The sequence below is a fragment of the Pseudomonas sp. F(2018) genome, from assembly GCF_005508865.1.
GTDB lineage: Bacteria > Pseudomonadota > Gammaproteobacteria > Pseudomonadales > Pseudomonadaceae > Aquipseudomonas.
The window spans coordinates 488,054-504,096 of the sequence record NZ_SCOM01000003.1 but is presented as its reverse complement, the minus strand read 5'-3'; the positions used below and the strand labels follow the sequence as shown (position 1 = coordinate 504,096).

At 65.9% G+C, this 16,043-nt stretch carries 18 protein-coding genes; 15 read left to right on the top strand and 3 right to left on the bottom strand.

Annotated features, from left to right (window positions below; translation table 11 throughout):
* Positions 1–26 precede the first annotated feature (26 nt).
* The 5 genes from prlC to FFS62_RS16210 all read left to right on the top strand — a co-directional run bounded on the left by prlC (position 27) and on the right by FFS62_RS16210 (position 4,843).
* A complete protein-coding gene (gene prlC / locus FFS62_RS16230; protein ID WP_137973871.1) occupies positions 27–2,075 on the top strand; it encodes an oligopeptidase A in 2,049 nt (682 codons plus the stop codon).
* Positions 2,075–2,338, top strand: coding sequence for a YheV family putative zinc ribbon protein (locus FFS62_RS16225; RefSeq protein WP_137973870.1), 264 nt, complete (start codon positions 2,075–2,077; stop codon positions 2,336–2,338). Before prlC ends, FFS62_RS16225 begins: the two co-directional genes overlap by 1 nt.
* Positions 2,339–2,403: 65 nt before the next feature.
* Positions 2,404–2,892 (top strand): hypothetical protein, encoded by a 489-nt coding sequence (locus FFS62_RS16220; RefSeq protein WP_137973869.1) that lies wholly within the window; start codon positions 2,404–2,406, stop codon positions 2,890–2,892.
* A 66-nt stretch (positions 2,893–2,958) separates the two neighbouring features.
* Positions 2,959–4,020, top strand: coding sequence for a PA0069 family radical SAM protein (locus FFS62_RS16215; RefSeq protein WP_137973868.1), 1,062 nt, complete (start codon positions 2,959–2,961; stop codon positions 4,018–4,020).
* Between the two features lie 97 nt (positions 4,021–4,117).
* Positions 4,118–4,843: a carbonic anhydrase gene (locus FFS62_RS16210; RefSeq protein ID WP_137973867.1), complete on the top strand. Its 726-nt coding sequence runs from the start codon at positions 4,118–4,120 to the stop codon at positions 4,841–4,843.
* 46 nt (positions 4,844–4,889) lie between these two features.
* Here FFS62_RS16210 and FFS62_RS16205 read toward each other — a convergent pair whose 3' ends face one another.
* Positions 4,890–5,531, bottom strand: coding sequence for a hypothetical protein (locus tag FFS62_RS16205; protein WP_137973866.1), 642 nt, complete (start codon positions 5,529–5,531; stop codon positions 4,890–4,892).
* 375 nt (positions 5,532–5,906) lie between these two features.
* Between FFS62_RS16205 and coxB the strand changes: the two genes are divergently transcribed.
* From coxB to FFS62_RS16185, 4 genes are read left to right on the top strand one after another with little or no spacing between them, the layout of a single operon-like run.
* Entirely contained in the window at positions 5,907–7,031 is a 1,125-nt protein-coding gene (gene coxB / locus FFS62_RS16200; RefSeq protein WP_171016355.1) for a cytochrome c oxidase subunit II, read from the top strand.
* Positions 7,032–7,035: 4 nt separating this feature from the next.
* Positions 7,036–8,640 (top strand): cytochrome c oxidase subunit I, encoded by a 1,605-nt coding sequence (ctaD, locus tag FFS62_RS16195; protein ID WP_137973864.1) that lies wholly within the window; start codon positions 7,036–7,038, stop codon positions 8,638–8,640.
* Between the two features lie 10 nt (positions 8,641–8,650).
* Positions 8,651–9,229, top strand: coding sequence for a cytochrome c oxidase assembly protein (locus FFS62_RS16190; RefSeq protein WP_137973863.1), 579 nt, complete (start codon positions 8,651–8,653; stop codon positions 9,227–9,229).
* A gap of 12 nt (positions 9,230–9,241) precedes the next feature.
* Complete coding sequence (locus tag FFS62_RS16185; protein WP_137973862.1) at positions 9,242–10,129, top strand: cytochrome c oxidase subunit 3; 888 nt, start codon at positions 9,242–9,244, stop codon at positions 10,127–10,129.
* Positions 10,130–10,138: 9 nt separating this feature from the next.
* Here FFS62_RS16185 and FFS62_RS16180 read toward each other — a convergent pair whose 3' ends face one another.
* A complete protein-coding gene (locus FFS62_RS16180) occupies positions 10,139–10,342 on the bottom strand; it encodes a twin transmembrane helix small protein (protein ID WP_137973861.1) in 204 nt (67 codons plus the stop codon).
* Between the two features lie 77 nt (positions 10,343–10,419).
* Here FFS62_RS16180 and FFS62_RS16175 point away from each other — a divergent pair, with 77 nt between their 5' ends.
* The 6 genes from FFS62_RS16175 (at position 10,420) to FFS62_RS16150 (ending at position 15,140) form a co-directional block, all read left to right on the top strand.
* Positions 10,420–11,175, top strand: coding sequence for an SURF1 family protein (locus tag FFS62_RS16175; protein WP_137973860.1), 756 nt, complete (start codon positions 10,420–10,422; stop codon positions 11,173–11,175).
* Positions 11,150–11,731 carry a hypothetical protein gene (locus tag FFS62_RS16170; protein ID WP_137974017.1) on the top strand — a complete coding sequence of 194 codons (582 nt, stop codon included), beginning with the start codon at positions 11,150–11,152 and terminating at the stop codon, positions 11,729–11,731. Before FFS62_RS16175 ends, FFS62_RS16170 begins: the two co-directional genes overlap by 26 nt.
* 42 nt (positions 11,732–11,773) lie before the next feature.
* On the top strand, positions 11,774–12,832 hold the full coding sequence (locus FFS62_RS16165; protein ID WP_137973859.1) for a heme A synthase: 1,059 nt from the start codon (positions 11,774–11,776) through the stop codon (positions 12,830–12,832).
* A gap of 15 nt (positions 12,833–12,847) precedes the next feature.
* Positions 12,848–13,747 (top strand): heme o synthase, encoded by a 900-nt coding sequence (cyoE, locus tag FFS62_RS16160; RefSeq protein WP_137973858.1) that lies wholly within the window; start codon positions 12,848–12,850, stop codon positions 13,745–13,747.
* A gap of 70 nt (positions 13,748–13,817) precedes the next feature.
* Positions 13,818–14,456, top strand: a complete 639-nt coding sequence (locus FFS62_RS16155) for an SCO family protein (protein ID WP_137973857.1) — start codon at positions 13,818–13,820, stop codon at positions 14,454–14,456.
* Between the two features lie 6 nt (positions 14,457–14,462).
* On the top strand, positions 14,463–15,140 hold the full coding sequence (locus tag FFS62_RS16150; protein ID WP_137973856.1) for a hypothetical protein: 678 nt from the start codon (positions 14,463–14,465) through the stop codon (positions 15,138–15,140).
* 47 nt (positions 15,141–15,187) lie between these two features.
* Here the strand turns inward: FFS62_RS16150 and FFS62_RS16145 are convergent, their stop codons facing one another.
* On the bottom strand, positions 15,188–15,967 hold the full coding sequence (locus FFS62_RS16145; RefSeq protein ID WP_137973855.1) for a MetQ/NlpA family ABC transporter substrate-binding protein: 780 nt from the start codon (positions 15,965–15,967) through the stop codon (positions 15,188–15,190).
* Between the last annotated feature and the right edge of the window lie 76 nt (positions 15,968–16,043).

Here is a 16,043-nt window from a genome sequence, read left to right as displayed (position 1 = left end):
ATTCGCACAATCAAAGGTGCCTCGCCGTGACCGCTGCCAATCCCCTGCTGCAAGACTTCGACCTGCCGCCCTACTCGCTGATCAAGCCCGAGCATGTCGAGCCGGCCGTCGACCAGATCCTCGCCGACAGCCGCGCGGCCATTGCCGAGCTGCTCAAGACCCAGCAGGCCAACCCGAGCTGGGACGGCCTGGTGCTGGCGCTGGACGAGCTCAACGCCCGCCTGGGGCGCGCCTGGAGCCCGGTCAGCCACCTCAATGCGGTGTGCAACAACGCCGAGCTGCGCAATGCGTATGAGGCCTGCCTGCCCAAGCTGTCCGAGTACTGGACCGAGATGGGCCAGAACAAGCCGCTGTTCGAGGCCTACGACGCCCTGGCCAAGAGCCCGGCGGCAGAAGGCTTCGACGTGGCGCAGAAGACCATCCTCGAACACGCCCTGCGCGACTTCCGCCTGAGCGGCATCGACCTGCCAGCCGAGCAGCAGAAGCGCTACGGCGAGATCCAGATGAAGCTTTCCGAGCTGGCCAGCAAGTTCTCCAACCAGCTGCTCGACGCCACCCAGGCCTGGACCAAGCACATCACCGACGAGTCCCTGCTTGCCGGCCTCACCGACTCGGCCAAGGCGCAGATGGCCCAAGCCGCCCAGGCCAAGGAGCTGGACGGCTGGCTGATCACCCTGGAATTCCCCAGCTATTACGCGGTGATGACCTACGCCGACGATCGCGCCCTGCGCGAAGAGGTGTACACCGCCTACTGCACCCGCGCCTCCGACCAGGGCCCGAACGCCGGGCAGAACGACAACGGCCCGGTGATGGAACAATTGCTCGACCTGCGCCAGGAGCTGGCGCGCCTGCTCGGCTTCGCCCATTACAGCGAGCTGAGCCTGGCCAGCAAGATGGCCGAGTCCACCGAGCAGGTGCTGCACTTCCTGCGTGACCTGGCCGTGCGCAGCAAGCCGTTCGCCGCCCAGGACCTGGAAGAGCTCAAGGCCTTCGCCGCCGAGCAAGGCGTGCAGGATCTGGCGAGCTGGGACGTCGGCTACTTCAGCGAGAAGCTGCGCCAGCAGCGCTACAGCATCTCCCAGGAGGAAGTGCGCGCCTGGTTCCCGATCGACAAGGTGCTGACCGGCCTGTTCGCCATCGTGCAGAAGCTCTACGGCATCGAGATCAATGAGCTCAAGGACTTCGACACCTGGCACCCGGACGTGCGCCTGTTCGAGATCCGCGAGAACGGCCAGCACGTTGGCCGCTTCTTCTTCGACCTCTACGCCCGCGCCAACAAGCGCGGCGGCGCCTGGATGGACGGTGCCCGCGACAAGCGCCGCTCGGCCCAGGGTGAGCTGATCAGCCCGGTGGCCAACCTGGTGTGCAACTTCACCCCGGCGGTCGGCGGCAAGCCGGCGCTGCTGACCCACGACGAAGTCACCACCCTGTTCCACGAGTTCGGTCATGGCCTGCACCACCTGCTGACCCGCGTCGAGCACGCCGGCGCCTCCGGCATCAACGGCGTGGCCTGGGATGCGGTGGAGCTGCCGAGCCAGTTCATGGAGAACTGGTGCTGGGAGCCCGAGGGCCTGGCGCTGATCTCCGGCCATTACGAGTCCGGCGAAGCGCTGCCCCAGGCGCTGCTGGACAAGATGCTGGCGGCGAAGAACTTCCAGTCCGGCCTGATGATGGTGCGCCAGCTGGAGTTCAGCCTGTTCGACTTCGAACTGCACGCCACCCACGGCGACGGCCGTAGCGTGCTGCAGGTGCTGGAAGGCATCCGCGACGAGGTGGCGGTGGTGCGTCCGCCGGTCTTCAACCGCTTTGCCAACAGCTTCGCGCACATCTTCGCCGGCGGTTACGCGGCCGGTTACTACAGCTACAAGTGGGCCGAAGTGCTGTCCGCCGACGCCTTCTCCAAGTTCGAGGAAGACGGCGTGCTCAACCCGGCCACCGGCCGCGCCTTCCGCGAGGCGATCCTGGCCCGTGGCGGCTCGCAGGCGCCGATGGTGCTGTTCGTCGACTTCCGCGGCCGCGAACCGAGCATCGACGCCCTGCTGCGCCACCTCGGCCTGAGCCAGGAGGCGGCGTGATGAGCGAGCCGAAGAAGCGCTTTATCGCCGGCGCCGTGTGCCCGGCGTGCAGCGCGATGGACACCATCAAGATGTGGGACGAGGACGGCACGCCGCACCGGGAGTGCGTGGCCTGCGGCTACGCCGACACCCTCAACGCCCAGGGCCAGTCGGTGCCCAAGGAAGTCGGCACCCGGGTCAACCAGGTTGCGCCCAAGCCGGCGGCGAGCAAGGGGCAGACGGTGCAGTTCTTCCCCAATCCCAAGCTGAAGAAACCCGAGTAGGGCCAAGGCGCGGCGCGTCGTTCGCCTGCCGCCGCTTCACGCCATCGTCATCGACAGGGACGTCAATGAAGAACTGCCTCCTCGCGCTCGCCTTGCTGGCGAGCAGCTCATTTGCTGGTACCGAAGAATTCGGCCCCTCGATCTACGCCGGCATGAATGCGCGTTTCGATCCGGCCAGCGAGGCCCGCTACTGTCACCCCGAGGCGGAGCTGCGTCTCTTGCTGACGCATCAGCAGGCGAATGCCGCCACCAACCATTTCTGCCTGCTGGGCTATCGCTGGGCCGAGGGACTGGAGTTCGTCTCGGTGCACTGGCGCGAGGGACAGATGATCCTGCGCTGGCATGGCGAGAAGGACTGGGCCGATGGTTTTCTCTCGGCGGTAGTGAGCGATGGCGTTGACCTGCAGACCGGCGTGATCGACGCCGAGGATTCGCGTGGCAGCACCTTCCTGGTCACCCGGCGCAACGCCGAGGGCACCCTCGAGGACTGCCGCCGCCACGGTCGCGAGTATGTGATCGAGCCGTTCACGCCGCCGCCGGTCGAGGAAGAGTAGTCGGCGCTGGCGTGTGGGGGCGAATCAGAATACTGTTTATGCATACAGTATTTCGGAGCGCTACCCATGTCCGCCACCTTGCCGCCCCGTGGTCGCGGCACCGCCAGCAACCCGCACAACCGCTTCGCCCCGACCCGCAGCGAGGTCGAGGATGACGGCTGGTTCCAGGAGGAGACGCCACCCTGCCGCGCCACCGAGGTGCGCGCGGAACGGGCCAAGACGGTGATTACCCGCAACCAGTCGCCGGACGTCGGCTTCGACCGCTCGGTGAATCCCTATCGTGGTTGCGAGCATGGCTGCATCTATTGTTTCGCCCGGCCCAGCCACGCCTATTGGGACATGTCGCCGGGCATCGACTTCGAGACCCGGCTGATCGCCAAGACCAACCTGGCCGAGCGCCTGGAAGAAGAGCTGAGCAAACCCGGCTACGTGCCGCAGCCAATCGCCCTGGGCATCAACACCGATGCATACCAGCCGATCGAGCGCGAGCAGCGCCTGACCCGCCAGGCCCTGGAGATCCTGCTGCGCTTTCGCCATCCGCTGCACATCATCACCAAGAGCTCGCTGATCCTGCGTGATCTCGACCTGCTGCAGGAGCTGGCCAGTCGCAACCTGGTCAGCGTGGCGTTCAGCCTGACCACCCTGGACGACGAGCTGAAGCGCATCATGGAGCCGCGCACCGCCTCGCCCGGTGCGCGCCTGCGGGCCATGCGCAGCCTGCACCAGGCCGGGGTGCCGGTGACCGCGCTGGTGGCGCCGATCATTCCGATGATCAATGACATGGAGCTGGAGCGGATTCTCGAGGCCGCCCGCGACGCCGGTGCCCGTTCCGCCGGCTACGTGCTGCTGCGCCTGCCACTGGAGATCGCCGAGCTGTTCGAGGAGTGGCTGCGCAGCCACTTCCCCGAGCGCGCCGAGCATGTGATGAGCCTGATCCGCCAGTCCCGCGGCGGCAAGAACTACGACAGCCGCTTCGGCACCCGCATGCGCGGCGAGGGCGCCTTCGCCGATCTGCTGTCGCAGCGCTTCAGCCTGGCGCGCAAACGCCTCGGCCTGGCCCACCGCGATGGTTTCAACCTCGATTGCGGCCAGTTCGCCCCACCCGGCCGGCAGCTGGTGTTGCTGTAAACGAATTGTGACTCACCGGGGCTGGCAACTGTCCGCATGCCAGGTCGATAATCCGCACCGCGCGCAAGCGCGACGGTCCAGCACGAGGTGAGACGCCATGCCCTACAAGCACAACGCCATTCCCCTGCAGGCGCGTACCGCGCCGGAGAGCGCCGATGAGGCGCTGAACGCCATCGTCGGCGGCTTCAAGCGCTTCCGCAACGAGGTCTTCCCGCAACAGGAAGAGCTGTTCAAGGCGCTGGCCAGCGCGCAGAACCCGCGCGCCATGTTCATCACCTGCGCCGACTCGCGCATCGTCCCCGAGCTGATCACCCAGAGCGCGCCCGGCGACCTGTTCGTCACCCGCAACGTCGGCAACGTGGTGCCGGCCTACGGGCAGATGATGGGTGGCGTTTCCACCGCCATCGAATACGCGGTGCTGGCCCTGGGCGTGCAGCACATCATCATCTGCGGCCACTCCGACTGTGGCGCGATGAAGGCGGTACTGGCCCCCGAGACCCTGGAAAGCATGCCGACGGTGAAGGCCTGGCTGCGCCACAGCGAGGTCGCGCTCAAGGTGGTCGAGGCCAACTGCGGCTGCGAAGGCCACGACACCCTGAGCATCCTCACCGAGGAGAACGTGGTGGCCCAGCTCAACCACCTGTGCACCCACCCCTCGGTGGCGGCGCGCGTGGCCAGCGGCCAGCTGTTCATCCATGGCTGGGTCTACGACATCGAGACCAGCGCGATCCGTGCCTACGACGCCGAGAGCGGGAGCTTCCTGCCGCTGGACGGCGAGGTGGTGCCGATGGCCACGCCCAGAGCGCGCTACCAGTCCCAGTGAAACGACAAGGCCCGCAATCGCGGGCCTCGTTGTATCTGCGGCTTGCTCAGGCCGGCAGGCCGAGCTCCACGCCCAGCTGGCGCGACAGGCACGGCCAGTTCTGCCAGGCCGCGACCGTCTGCGGATTGCTCAGGCGGGCGCGGTATTCCTGCACCGAGTCCTGCTGGAACACCTGCTCGCCCAGCATCTCCTCCACCGCATGGTGCACGGCTTCGTCCAGCTGGTTGGCGAAGGGCTCGCCGATCAGCTGATGGGCGATCACGTTGGCCACCGTGGTATCCAGCGGGATCAGCGGCTGGCCCAGGTGGGCGATGTAGCGGTCGTTCACTTCCTCGACCAGGCGATGGGCCAGGTAGGCCTCGTCCAGCAAGGCATCAAGGCCCTGGTGACCCTCCATGATGCTCGGCGGGCTGAGGAAGAACTGTTCGGCCAGCTTGAGCACCGGTTTCACCTGCGCCTCAATGCCGGCCTCGCGGGCCACGGCATTAGCGGCGTCGAGTACGTCCGGCACCTGCTCCACGTAGGCGGCGACGAAGCGTTCGAGCACGCCACGGGCATCGCGGGTGGGTAGCTGGATGGTCGGATGGAGGCGGTCGAGCTGGCTATCGAGTTGGCGGGCCAGATCACCGGTGGAGGTTTCGTGGACAAGGGCGCGCTGGATCTGATCGCGCAGGGCGAGGGTATTCATGACGGCTCCGGGCAGGGACATGAGGCAAGCAAACGAGAATTCACGTTAGCTGGCCAAGGGCGACGGCTAAGACCTGATTGTCATAATTATTTAATTTTTATTCGGCGTTGCTATATCCAAGGCGCCGCTCTGCGGCGCATCCCGCATCGCTCTAAGCCTGCACGGCAGGCGCAGAAATGGGGCGTTATTTTTCTGACTGCGTTGTGCTGACGCGGTCGCTGGCTATACTCGAAATCGCAAGGCGTTTACCTGATGGAACCGGACGGGCTTCGGCACGGAGAGGTTTCGACAGTAGTAGCCAGCCGTTTTGGCAGTCGATCCCTTTGCCGCAGGCTTAGCCGGCGGGATAACAAGAACAACGAGGGGAACCCGCAAATGATGCGACATCCACGAGTCTGGATGGGCCTCCTGCTGTGGTTGACACTCAGCTCGGCACACGCCGAGTGGGCAGTGAATATGCTGCCGGGTGTCACCGAGGTCAGTCGTTCAGTCTTCGACCTGCACATGATCATTTTCTGGATCTGCGTCGTGATCGGCGTGGTCGTCTTCGGCGTGATGTTCTGGTCGATGCTGATCCACCGTCGCTCCACCGGCCAGCAGCCGGCGCACTTCCACGAGAGCACTACGGTTGAGATCCTCTGGACCGTCGTGCCCTTCGTCATCCTGGTGGCGATGGCCGTTCCGGCCACCAAGACCCTGATCGACATCTACGACACTTCCGAATCGGAGCTGGACATCCAGGTCACCGGTTACCAGTGGAAGTGGCACTACAAGTACCTGGGCCAGGACGTCGAGTTCTTCAGCAACCTGGCCACGCCTTCCGACCAGATCTACAACAAGGCCGAGAAGGACGAGCACTACCTGCTCGAGGTCGACCAGCCACTGGTGGTGCCGGTGGGCACCAAGGTGCGTTTCCTGATCACCGCCGCCGACGTGATCCATTCCTGGTGGGTGCCGGCCCTGGCCGTGAAGAAGGACGCCATCCCCGGCTTCGTCAACGAATCCTGGACGCGCATCGAGGAGCCCGGCATCTACCGTGGCCAGTGCACCGAGCTGTGCGGCAAGGACCACGGCTTCATGCCCGTGGTGGTCGAGGCCAAGAGCAAGGAAGACTTCGCCAAGTGGCTGGCCGAGCGCAAGGAAGAAGCCGCCAAGATCAAGGAGCTGACCAGCAAGGAGTGGACTCGCGAGGAGCTGATGGCCCGTGGCGAGAAGGCCTACCAGACCAACTGCGCCTCCTGCCACCAGCCGAACGGCGAGGGCCTGCCGCCGATGTTCCCGGCGCTCAAGGGCTCGAAGATCGCCACCGGCGCGGTCGCCGACCACATCCACATCGTGGTCCAGGGCAAGCCGGGCACCGCCATGGCCGCGTTCGGCAAGCAGCTGTCGGAAGTCGACATCGCCGCCATCATCACCTACGAGCGCAACGCCTGGGGCAACGCCATGAACGACATGGTCACGCCGAAGGACATCCTCGCGTTCAAACAGGCTCAGGAGTAAGGACATGAGTGCAGTGATCGATCCGGGCCATGCTGGCCACGGTCATGCCGGACATGACCATCACCATGGCCCTGCCAAGGGCCTGATGCGCTGGGTGCTCACCACCAACCACAAGGACATCGGCTCGATGTACCTGTGGTTCAGCTTCGCCATGTTCCTGCTCGGCGGGTCCATGGCCATGGTGATCCGCGCCGAACTGTTCCAGCCCGGCCTGCAGATCGTCGAGCCGGCCTTCTTCAACCAGATGACCACCATGCACGGCCTGATCATGGTGTTCGGCGCGGTGATGCCGGCCTTCGTCGGCCTGGCCAACTGGATGATCCCGCTGATGGTCGGCGCGCCGGACATGGCCCTGCCGCGGATGAACAACTTCAGCTTCTGGTTGCTCCCGGCGGCCTTCGGTCTGCTGGTCAGCACCCTGTTCACCGAGGGCGGCGGACCCAACTTCGGCTGGACCTTCTACGCGCCGCTGTCGACCACCTATGCGCCGGAGTCGGTGACCTTCTTCATCTTCGCCATCCACCTGATGGGCATCAGCTCGATCATGGGCGCGATCAACGTGATCGCCACCATCCTCAACCTGCGCGCCCCGGGCATGACCCTGATGAAGATGCCGCTGTTCGTCTGGACCTGGCTGATCACCGCCTTCCTGCTGATCGCGGTGATGCCGGTGCTGGCCGGGGTGGTGACCATGATGCTGATGGACATCCACTTCGGCACCAGCTTCTTCAGCGCGGCCGGTGGTGGCGACCCGGTGCTGTTCCAGCACGTGTTCTGGTTCTTCGGCCACCCCGAGGTGTACATCATGATCCTGCCGGCCTTCGGCGCTGTCAGCTCGATCATCCCGGCCTTCGCGCGCAAGCCGCTGTTCGGCTACACCTCGATGGTCTACGCCACTGCCTCGATCGCCTTCCTGTCGTTCATCGTCTGGGCGCACCACATGTTCACCGTCGGCATCCCGCTGACCGGCGAGCTGTTCTTCATGTACGCCACCATGCTGATCGCCGTGCCCACCGGGGTGAAGGTGTTCAACTGGGTGAGCACCATGTGGCAGGGCTCGCTGACCTTCGAGACGCCGATGCTGTTCGCCGTGGCCTTCGTCATCCTGTTCACCATCGGCGGCTTCTCCGGCCTGATGCTGGCCATCGCCCCGGCGGACTTCCAGTACCACGACACCTACTTCGTGGTGGCGCACTTCCACTACGTGCTGGTGCCCGGGGCGATCTTCGGCATCTTCGCCTCGGCGTACTACTGGCTGCCCAAGTGGACCGGCCACATGTACGACGAGACCCTCGGCAAGCTGCACTTCTGGATGAGCTTCATCGGCATGAACATGGCGTTCTTCCCGATGCACTTCGTCGGCCTGGCCGGCATGCCGCGGCGGATTCCGGACTACAACCTGCAGTTCGCCGACTTCAATATGATCTCGTCGATCGGCGCCTTCACCTTCGGCGCCACCCAGTTCCTCTTCCTGTTCATCGTCATCAAGTGCATCCGCAGCGGCAAGCCGGCCGCGGCCAAGCCCTGGGACGGTGCCGAGGGGCTGGAGTGGACGGTGCCGTCGCCGGCGCCCTACCACACCTTCACCACTCCGCCGGAAGTGAAGTAGGAGCACGCCCGTGAGCGAAGCCCTGGACAACCGCCGCCTGGTCCTCCGCCTGCTGGCGGTGGTGGTCGGCATGTTCGCCTTCGGCTTCCTGCTGGTGCCGATCTACGACGTGATGTGCCAGGCCTTCGGCATCAACGGCAAGACCGCTGGGGCCTACGAGGGCGCACAGGTGGTGGACGAGGCGCGCCAAGTGCGCGTGCAGTTCCTCGCCACCAACGCCGCGGACATGGTCTGGGAGTTCCGCCCCAAGGCGGACGAGCTGACGGTGGTGGCGGGTGCGAGCAACGAGATGCTGTTCGTCGCCTACAACCCCACCGACAAGCCGATGACCGCCCAGGCCATCCCCAGCGTCGCGCCGTCCAAGGCCGCCGCCTTCTTCCACAAGACCGAGTGCTTCTGCTTCACCCAGCAGGTGCTGCAACCCGGTGAGCGCATCGAGATGCCGGTGCGCTTCATCGTCGACAGAGATCTACCCAAGGATGTGAAGCACCTGACCCTGGCCTATACCCTGTTCGATATCACTGCGCGCAAACCACCCGTCGCGCAGGCGACTCTTGCCCAGACAGCCCCTAGCCGGGCGGCTCCATAAGGAGAACAAGAAATGTCGAGTCACGAGAACTACTACGTTCCCGCCCAGAGCAAGTGGCCGATTATCGCCACCATCGGCATGCTCACCACCGTCTACGGTGTCGGCACCTGGTTCAACGACCTCAAGGCCGATCGCGCCGAGTCCAACGGCCCGCTGATCTTCTTCGTCGGTGGCCTGATCCTCGCCTACATGCTGTTCGGCTGGTTCGGCAACGTGATCAAGGAAAGTCGAGAAGGCCTGTACAGTCCGCAGATGGACCGCTCGTTCCGTTGGGGCATGAGCTGGTTCATCTTCTCCGAGGTGATGTTCTTCGCCGCCTTCTTCGGCGTGCTGTTCTACGTGCGTACCTGGGCCGCTCCCTGGCTCGGCGGTGAGGGCGACAAGGGCGTGTCCAACATGCTGTGGCCAAACTTCGAGTACACCTGGCCGCTGCTGAACAACCCGGATCCGAAACTCTTCCCCGCGCCCAGTGGCGTGATCTCGGCCTGGGGGCTGCCGCTGCTCAACACCATTCTGCTGGTGACCTCCAGCTTCACCGTGACCTTCGCCCACCACGCGCTGAAGAAGGATAACCGCAAGCAGCTGAAGATCTGGCTGGCGCTGACCGTGCTGCTCGGCATCGCCTTCCTGTTCTTCCAGGTCGAGGAATACGTTCACGCCTACAGCGAACTGGGTCTGACCCTGGGTTCGGGCATCTACGGCGCGACCTTCTTCATGCTCACCGGTTTCCACGGTGCACACGTGACTTTGGGCGCGCTGATGCTCACGGTGATGCTGGTGCGGGTGTGGCGCGGGCACTTCAATGCCGACCAGCACTTCGCCTTCGAAGCGGCCAGCTGGTACTGGCACTTCGTCGACGTGGTGTGGATCGGTCTGTTCGTCTTCGTCTACGTGCTGTAACGGGGCCACCTACCAGGTGGCATGAGAAACCAGTTGGCCGCTGTAGAAGCCCCAGGCGATCAGCGCCAGGGTCGCGGCGGCCAGGATCACGCGGACGGTCAGGGCGTTGACCACCCGCGAGCCGCGGCCGTCGTCCTTGACCAGGAAGAACAGGCCGCTGAACAGGCTGACCAGGGTGGCCAGCAGCAGGAGGATGATCGCGGCTTTGAGCATGCGTGACTCCGGGGGACGAGGTAGATGGTGTGCAGTTCCAGTATAGCCAGCCGCATCCTGATCTTCGGGGGAAGGTCATGAGCGGTTTTCGCCCGGGCGTGTTGCCCAGCATCGTGGTGGCCCTGCTGCTGCCGCTGCTGGTCGGCCTGGGTTTCTGGCAGCTGACGCGTGCCGAGGAAAAGCATGCCCTGCTCGCCGGCTTCGAGGCGCGCCAGCACGCCGAGCCCGTCGCCGTGACCGACCTGGAGCGGCGCAGCGATCTCGCCCACATGCGCATCCGCCTGCAGGGCCAGTTCGACGAGGGCCACAGTCTGTTGCTGGACAATCGCCAGCGTGGCGGTCAGGTCGGCGTCGAGCTGTTGCAACCCTTCTATGACCAGCCCAGCGGCCTCTGGCTGCTGGTCAACCGCGGCTGGCTACCCTGGCCGGACCGACGCAATCCCCCCAAATTCACTACCCCGCAACAGCCGCTGGAACTGGTGGCGCGGGTCTACGTGCCGGTTGGCGAGGCCTTCCAGCTGCAGGCCGACCCGGCGGGCAACACCTGGCCGCGGTTGATCACCGCCGTCGAGCCCGAGCGCCTGTGGCGCCAGCTCGGTCGTGGCGGCATGGCCTACGAGGTGCGCCTCGAGCCCGGCCCCGCCGCCTACCAGGCCGAATGGCCGCTGGTGGCCATGAGCCCGGAAAAGCACACGGGTTATGCCGTGCAGTGGTTTGCCTTGGCCGGCGCCCTGGTCGGCCTCTACCTCTATCTCGGCATACACAATTCAAGACAGACCGTGCGGGAGAAACAGCATGAGCCCAGCCATGAATCCGGCCCTTTCCACTCCTGAGGCGCCGCCGGCGCGTGCCCGCGGGCGCTGGCAGTTGATCCTGCTGCTGCTGGTGGCGATCGGCCCGATGATCCTCGCCACCGCCATGTACCAGTGGCGCTTCTGGGTGCCGGATGCGCGCAACTATCACGGTGCCCTGATCGGCGACGGCAGCCAGCTGGCCGACATCGGCGTGGTCGGTGCCCAGCAGGAGCGCTGGCAACTGCTGGTCACCACCAGCGGCGATTGTGCCGACGACTGTCGCCAGCTGATCTACGCCGCCCGGCAGATCCATATCGGCCTCAATCGCGAGGCCGCCCGCGCGGTCCACGGTCTGGCCGTTTCTCGCCCGCTGGCCGCCGACTATGACCAGCAGCTGCAGCGCGAGTATCCGCAGCTGGGCCGTTACAGCCTGGACAGCCTGCGTTACGAGAAGGCTGTGCCGGCCGCCGAGGGCGCCCAGCTGTGGATCGTCGACCCGAACGGCAACCTGGTGCTGCGCTATGACGCCAAGACCAAGGGCAAGGACGTCCTCAACGACCTGCGCCTGCTGCTGAAGCTGTCGCAGATCGGCTGAGCGACTCGGACTGCCGGCCCATAACAACAAGAGAGGCCCCGGATGAGTGAACGCAAGACCCTGCCCGGTTACCGCCTGGCCCTGTTCGCCACCGCACTGGCGGTGGTGGTGGTGCTACTCGGCGCCTATACCCGGCTGACCCACGCCGGCCTCGGTTGCCCGGATTGGCCGGGTTGCTACGGATTCATCGGCGTGCCGATGAGCGAGCACAAGCAGACCCTGGCCGAGGTGCGCTTCCCCGAGGCGCCGGTGGAGGTGGAGAAGGGCTGGAACGAGATGGTCCACCGCTACTTCGCCGGCACCCTTGGCCTGGTCATCCTCGGTCTGGCCGTGCAGGCCCTGCGTCGTCGTGGAGTCGATGGCCAGCCGCTGAAGCTTCCGCTGCTGTTGCTCGGCGTGGTCATCGCCCAGGCGGCTTTCGGCATGTGGACGGTCACCCTCAAGCTGTGGCCGCAGGTGGTCACCGCACACCTGCTCGGCGGCTTCACCACCCTGGCCCTGCTGTTTCTGCTCAGTCTGCGTCTGTCCGGCGCGCTGCCGGTATTGCCCGGCCTCTCCCTGCGCCTGCGCGCACTGGCCGGCCTGGCGCTGGTGCTGGCGGGCTGCCAGATCGCCCTGGGCGGCTGGGTCAGCTCCAACTATGCGGCTGTGGCCTGCGTCGACCTGCCGACCTGCCATGGCGAATGGTGGCCGGAGATGGACTTCGCCAACGGCTTCCACCTGAGCCAGCACATCGGCCCCAACTACCTGGGCGGCCAGCTGGACAGCGACGCCCGTACCGCCATCCATATGACCCATCGGCTCGGCGCGGTGGTGCTCAGCCTGGTCCTGCTGCTGCTGGCCTGGCGTTTGCGCGCGGCTGGGCTCGGTCGCCTGGCCGGTCTGCTACTGCTGGCGCTGGCCGCGCAGGTCAGCCTGGGCGTGAGCAACGTGCTGCTGCACCTGCCGCTGGCCGTGGCCGTGGCGCACAACGCCGGTGGCGCCGCGCTGCTGCTGGTGCTGGTGCTGATCAACTATCGCCTGCGGGCGGTTCCCCTGGCGGCGAGCCAGCGCGTGGAGGCCGACCTGGCCTCTGCCCGCCTCGCTCCGCTGGGTAAATAAGCAAGGAGATACGCCATGGCTACTGCGCTGCGAGCCCACTCCGAATCCGCCAGCTGGCGCGACTACCTGGAGCTGACCAAGCCCCGGGTGGTGCTGCTGATGCTGATCACCTCGCTGGTGGGCATGTTCCTCGCCACCCGAGCCGGCGTGCCCTGGACCGTGCTGGTGTTCGGCAACCTCGGCATCGGCCTGTGCGCCGGTGCGGCGGCAGCGGTCAACCACGTGGTCGACCGGCGCATCGACTCGATCATGGCACGCACCCACAAGCGTCCGGTCACCGCCGGGCGGCTCTCGGTGCCGGCAGCGCTGGGCTTCGCCCTGCTGCTGGCGGTGGCCGGGATGGCGCTGCTGCTCAGCTTCACCAACGAGCTGGCCGCCTGGCTGACCCTGGCCTCGCTGCTCGGTTATGCGGTGCTCTACACCGGCTTCCTCAAGCGCGCCACGCCGCAGAACATCGTGATCGGCGGCCTGGCCGGTGCCGCGCCGCCGCTGCTGGGCTGGGTCGCAGTCACCGGGCATATCAGTGCCGAGCCGCTGCTGCTGGTGCTGATCATCTTCGCCTGGACGCCGCCGCACTTCTGGGCCCTGGCCATCCACCGCAAGGAGGAATACGCCAAGGCCGACATCCCCATGCTGCCGGTGACCCACGGCGAGCACTACACCAAGGTGCACATCCTGCTGTACACCGCTGTGATGCTGGCCGTGACCCTGCTGCCCTACGCCATCCACATGAGCGGGCCGCTCTATCTTGCCGCCGCGCTGGTGCTCGGCGGGCGCTTCATGTTCTGGGCCTGGGTGCTGTACCGTGACAGCCGGCCGCACGCCGCGATCAACACCTTCAAGTACAGTATCTGGTACCTGTTCCTGCTGTTCATCGCCCTGCTGGCGGACCACTACCTGCTGCTCAACCTCTGAGCGCAACCCCGCCGCATCCCTGGGCGGCCGCGATAGTCGCGCGCCGCCCGCCGCTTCCAAGAGAGAGTTCATGAGTCGTACGCAGAAAACCGTCGTCGTCCTCGCCGCCCTGGTCGCCCTGGTGATGGGCCTCACCGTCAACAAGGTACTCAACAGCAAGGGTGACGGCACCGACAAGGTGGCGCTGCTGGATGCCGGCATCGTTCTGCTGCCGCAGAGCCGCAGCCTGCCCTCGCTGGCCCTGACTGACCAGAACGGCCAGGCGCTGCAGGTCGATCAGTTGAAGGACAAGTGGAGCCTGCTGTTCTTCGGCTACACCTTCTGCCCGGACATCTGCCCGGCCACCCTGGCGCAGCTGCGCCAGTTGCAGGGCATGCTGCCGGCCGAGGCCAAGGACAAGCTGCGCGTGGTGCTGGTGACGGTCGACCCGCACCGCGATACCCCGGAGCAGCTGAAGAAATACCTGGGCTTCTTCGACCCGGCCTTCCTCGGCCTGACCGGCAGCCAGGAAGACCTGCAGAAGCTGGCGGCGGCGGTGAGCATTCCCTATATCCCGGCCGATACCAGCAAGGAAAACTACACCGTCGACCACAGCGGCAACCTGGTGATCATCGGCCCGGACGGCACCCAGCGCGGCTTCATCCGCGCGCCGGTGCACAACGACAAGCTGGCCGAGCAACTGCCGAGCCTGCTGCAGAGCGGTAGCTGAGGCGCCATGCCCGATACGCGGTACTGCTCGCGCCTGGGCGCCGTGGCCGCCCTGCTCGGCGCAGTGTTGCTGATGCTGGGCACCATTCTGCATCCGATGCAGGCGCCGCCCTGGGATGCTGCCGCGGCCTTCGCCGAATACGCCGCCGACCACCACTGGCTGAGCAGCCACCTGATCCAATTGCTGGGCGTGCTGCTCGGTGTGCTCGCCCTGCTGGCTCTGGCCTGGCGCCTGCGCGATGGCAAGGCTGGGGTCTGGGCCCTGTTCGGCGCCGCCTGTGCCGTGGCCAGCCTGGCCCTGGCCTTCGCCCTGCAGGCGGTGGATGGGGTGGCGCTGAAACTGATGGTCGATCAGTGGGCGCGGGCCGAGGAGCCGCTCAGGAGCCAGCTGTTCGCCGCCACCTTCGGCGTGCGGCAGATCGAGGCGGGCCTGGCCGCGCTGTTCGGCCTGGGCTTCGCCATCAGCCTGCTGTTCTATGCGCCGGCGCTGTGGCTGAGCCGCCCGGCGCCGCGCGGCCTGGCGCTCGGTGTGCTGCTGGCTGGGAGCGCCAACCTGCTGGCCGCCCTGCTGCAGGGCCACGACGGCTTCTCCGAACGGGCGATGAACTGGAGCATGCCCGCCTCGTTGTTCGCCCTGCTCTGGTTCCTCTGGCTGGCGCTATGGCTATGGCGCCATCCGCAATGAAAAAAGCCCGCTCGATGAGCGGGCTTTTTCTTGGCGGCTGACGGCGATCAGAACGCAGGGACCACGGCACCCTTGTACTTGTCGGCGATGAATTTCTTCACTTCCGGTGTGTGCAGGGCCTTGGCCAGCTTCTGCAGGTCGGCGTTGTCCTTCTTCTCGCTGGTGGTCACCAGGATGTTCACGTACGGCGAGTCGGAGCCTTCGATCACCAGGGCGTCCTTGGTCGGATTGAGGCCGGCTTCCAGGGCATAGTTGGTGTTGATCAGGGCCAGGTCGACCTGGGCCAGGACGCGCGGCAGGGTGGCCGCTTCCAGTTCACGTACCTTGATGCCCTTCGGGTTCTCGGCGATGTCCTTGACGGTGGCGGTGATGCCGGCGTCGGCCTTCAGCTTGATCACACCGGCCTTCTGCAGCAGCAGCAGGGCGCGGCCGCCGTTGGTGGCGTCGTTGGGGATCACCACCTGGGCGCCTTCGCTCAGCTCGTCGAGCTTCTTGATCTTGCTGGAGTAAGCGCCGAAGGGCTCGACGTGCACGCCGGCGATGCTCACCAGCTGGGTGCCACGCGAGGTGTTGAACTCGTCCAGGTACGGCTGGTGCTGGAAGAAGTTGGCGTCCAGGCGGCCTTCGGCGACCTGCACGTTCGGCTGCACGTAGTCGGTGAAGACCTTGATCTTCAGCTCCACGCCTTCCTTGGCCAGGGCCGGTTTGACGAATTCGAGGAGCTCCGCGTGCGGCACGGCGGTGGCCGCGACGCTGATCTCGCCGGCGTGGGCGGCGGCGGAGGTGAGGGCCGCAGCGGCGGCCAGGGCAGTCAGCAGTTTCTTCATGTTCAGCTCCTTGTGGGATATGGCGCGGGGTGCGACGGGTGGCCGGTCGCCCGCTGTTCTAGGTGGTGCGAATGGG

Coding starts and splice junctions, on each gene's coding strand:
- FFS62_RS16170 (WP_137974017.1), top strand. CDS start 11,150: ATGAATCCGGCCCTTTCCACTCCTGAGGCGCCGCCGGCGCGTGCCCGC.
- coxB (WP_171016355.1), top strand. CDS start 5,907: ATGATGCGACATCCACGAGTCTGGATGGGCCTCCTGCTGTGGTTGACA.
- FFS62_RS16155 (WP_137973857.1), top strand. CDS start 13,818: ATGAGTCGTACGCAGAAAACCGTCGTCGTCCTCGCCGCCCTGGTCGCC.
- FFS62_RS16175 (WP_137973860.1), top strand. CDS start 10,420: ATGAGCGGTTTTCGCCCGGGCGTGTTGCCCAGCATCGTGGTGGCCCTG.
- FFS62_RS16165 (WP_137973859.1), top strand. CDS start 11,774: ATGAGTGAACGCAAGACCCTGCCCGGTTACCGCCTGGCCCTGTTCGCC.
- FFS62_RS16180 (WP_137973861.1), bottom strand. CDS start 10,342: ATGCTCAAAGCCGCGATCATCCTCCTGCTGCTGGCCACCCTGGTCAGC.
- FFS62_RS16185 (WP_137973862.1), top strand. CDS start 9,242: ATGTCGAGTCACGAGAACTACTACGTTCCCGCCCAGAGCAAGTGGCCG.
- ctaD (WP_137973864.1), top strand. CDS start 7,036: ATGAGTGCAGTGATCGATCCGGGCCATGCTGGCCACGGTCATGCCGGA.
- FFS62_RS16145 (WP_137973855.1), bottom strand. CDS start 15,967: ATGAAGAAACTGCTGACTGCCCTGGCCGCCGCTGCGGCCCTCACCTCC.
- FFS62_RS16225 (WP_137973870.1), top strand. CDS start 2,075: ATGAGCGAGCCGAAGAAGCGCTTTATCGCCGGCGCCGTGTGCCCGGCG.
- FFS62_RS16150 (WP_137973856.1), top strand. CDS start 14,463: ATGCCCGATACGCGGTACTGCTCGCGCCTGGGCGCCGTGGCCGCCCTG.
- FFS62_RS16210 (WP_137973867.1), top strand. CDS start 4,118: ATGCCCTACAAGCACAACGCCATTCCCCTGCAGGCGCGTACCGCGCCG.
- cyoE (WP_137973858.1), top strand. CDS start 12,848: ATGGCTACTGCGCTGCGAGCCCACTCCGAATCCGCCAGCTGGCGCGAC.
- FFS62_RS16220 (WP_137973869.1), top strand. CDS start 2,404: ATGAAGAACTGCCTCCTCGCGCTCGCCTTGCTGGCGAGCAGCTCATTT.
- FFS62_RS16215 (WP_137973868.1), top strand. CDS start 2,959: ATGTCCGCCACCTTGCCGCCCCGTGGTCGCGGCACCGCCAGCAACCCG.
- FFS62_RS16205 (WP_137973866.1), bottom strand. CDS start 5,531: ATGAATACCCTCGCCCTGCGCGATCAGATCCAGCGCGCCCTTGTCCAC.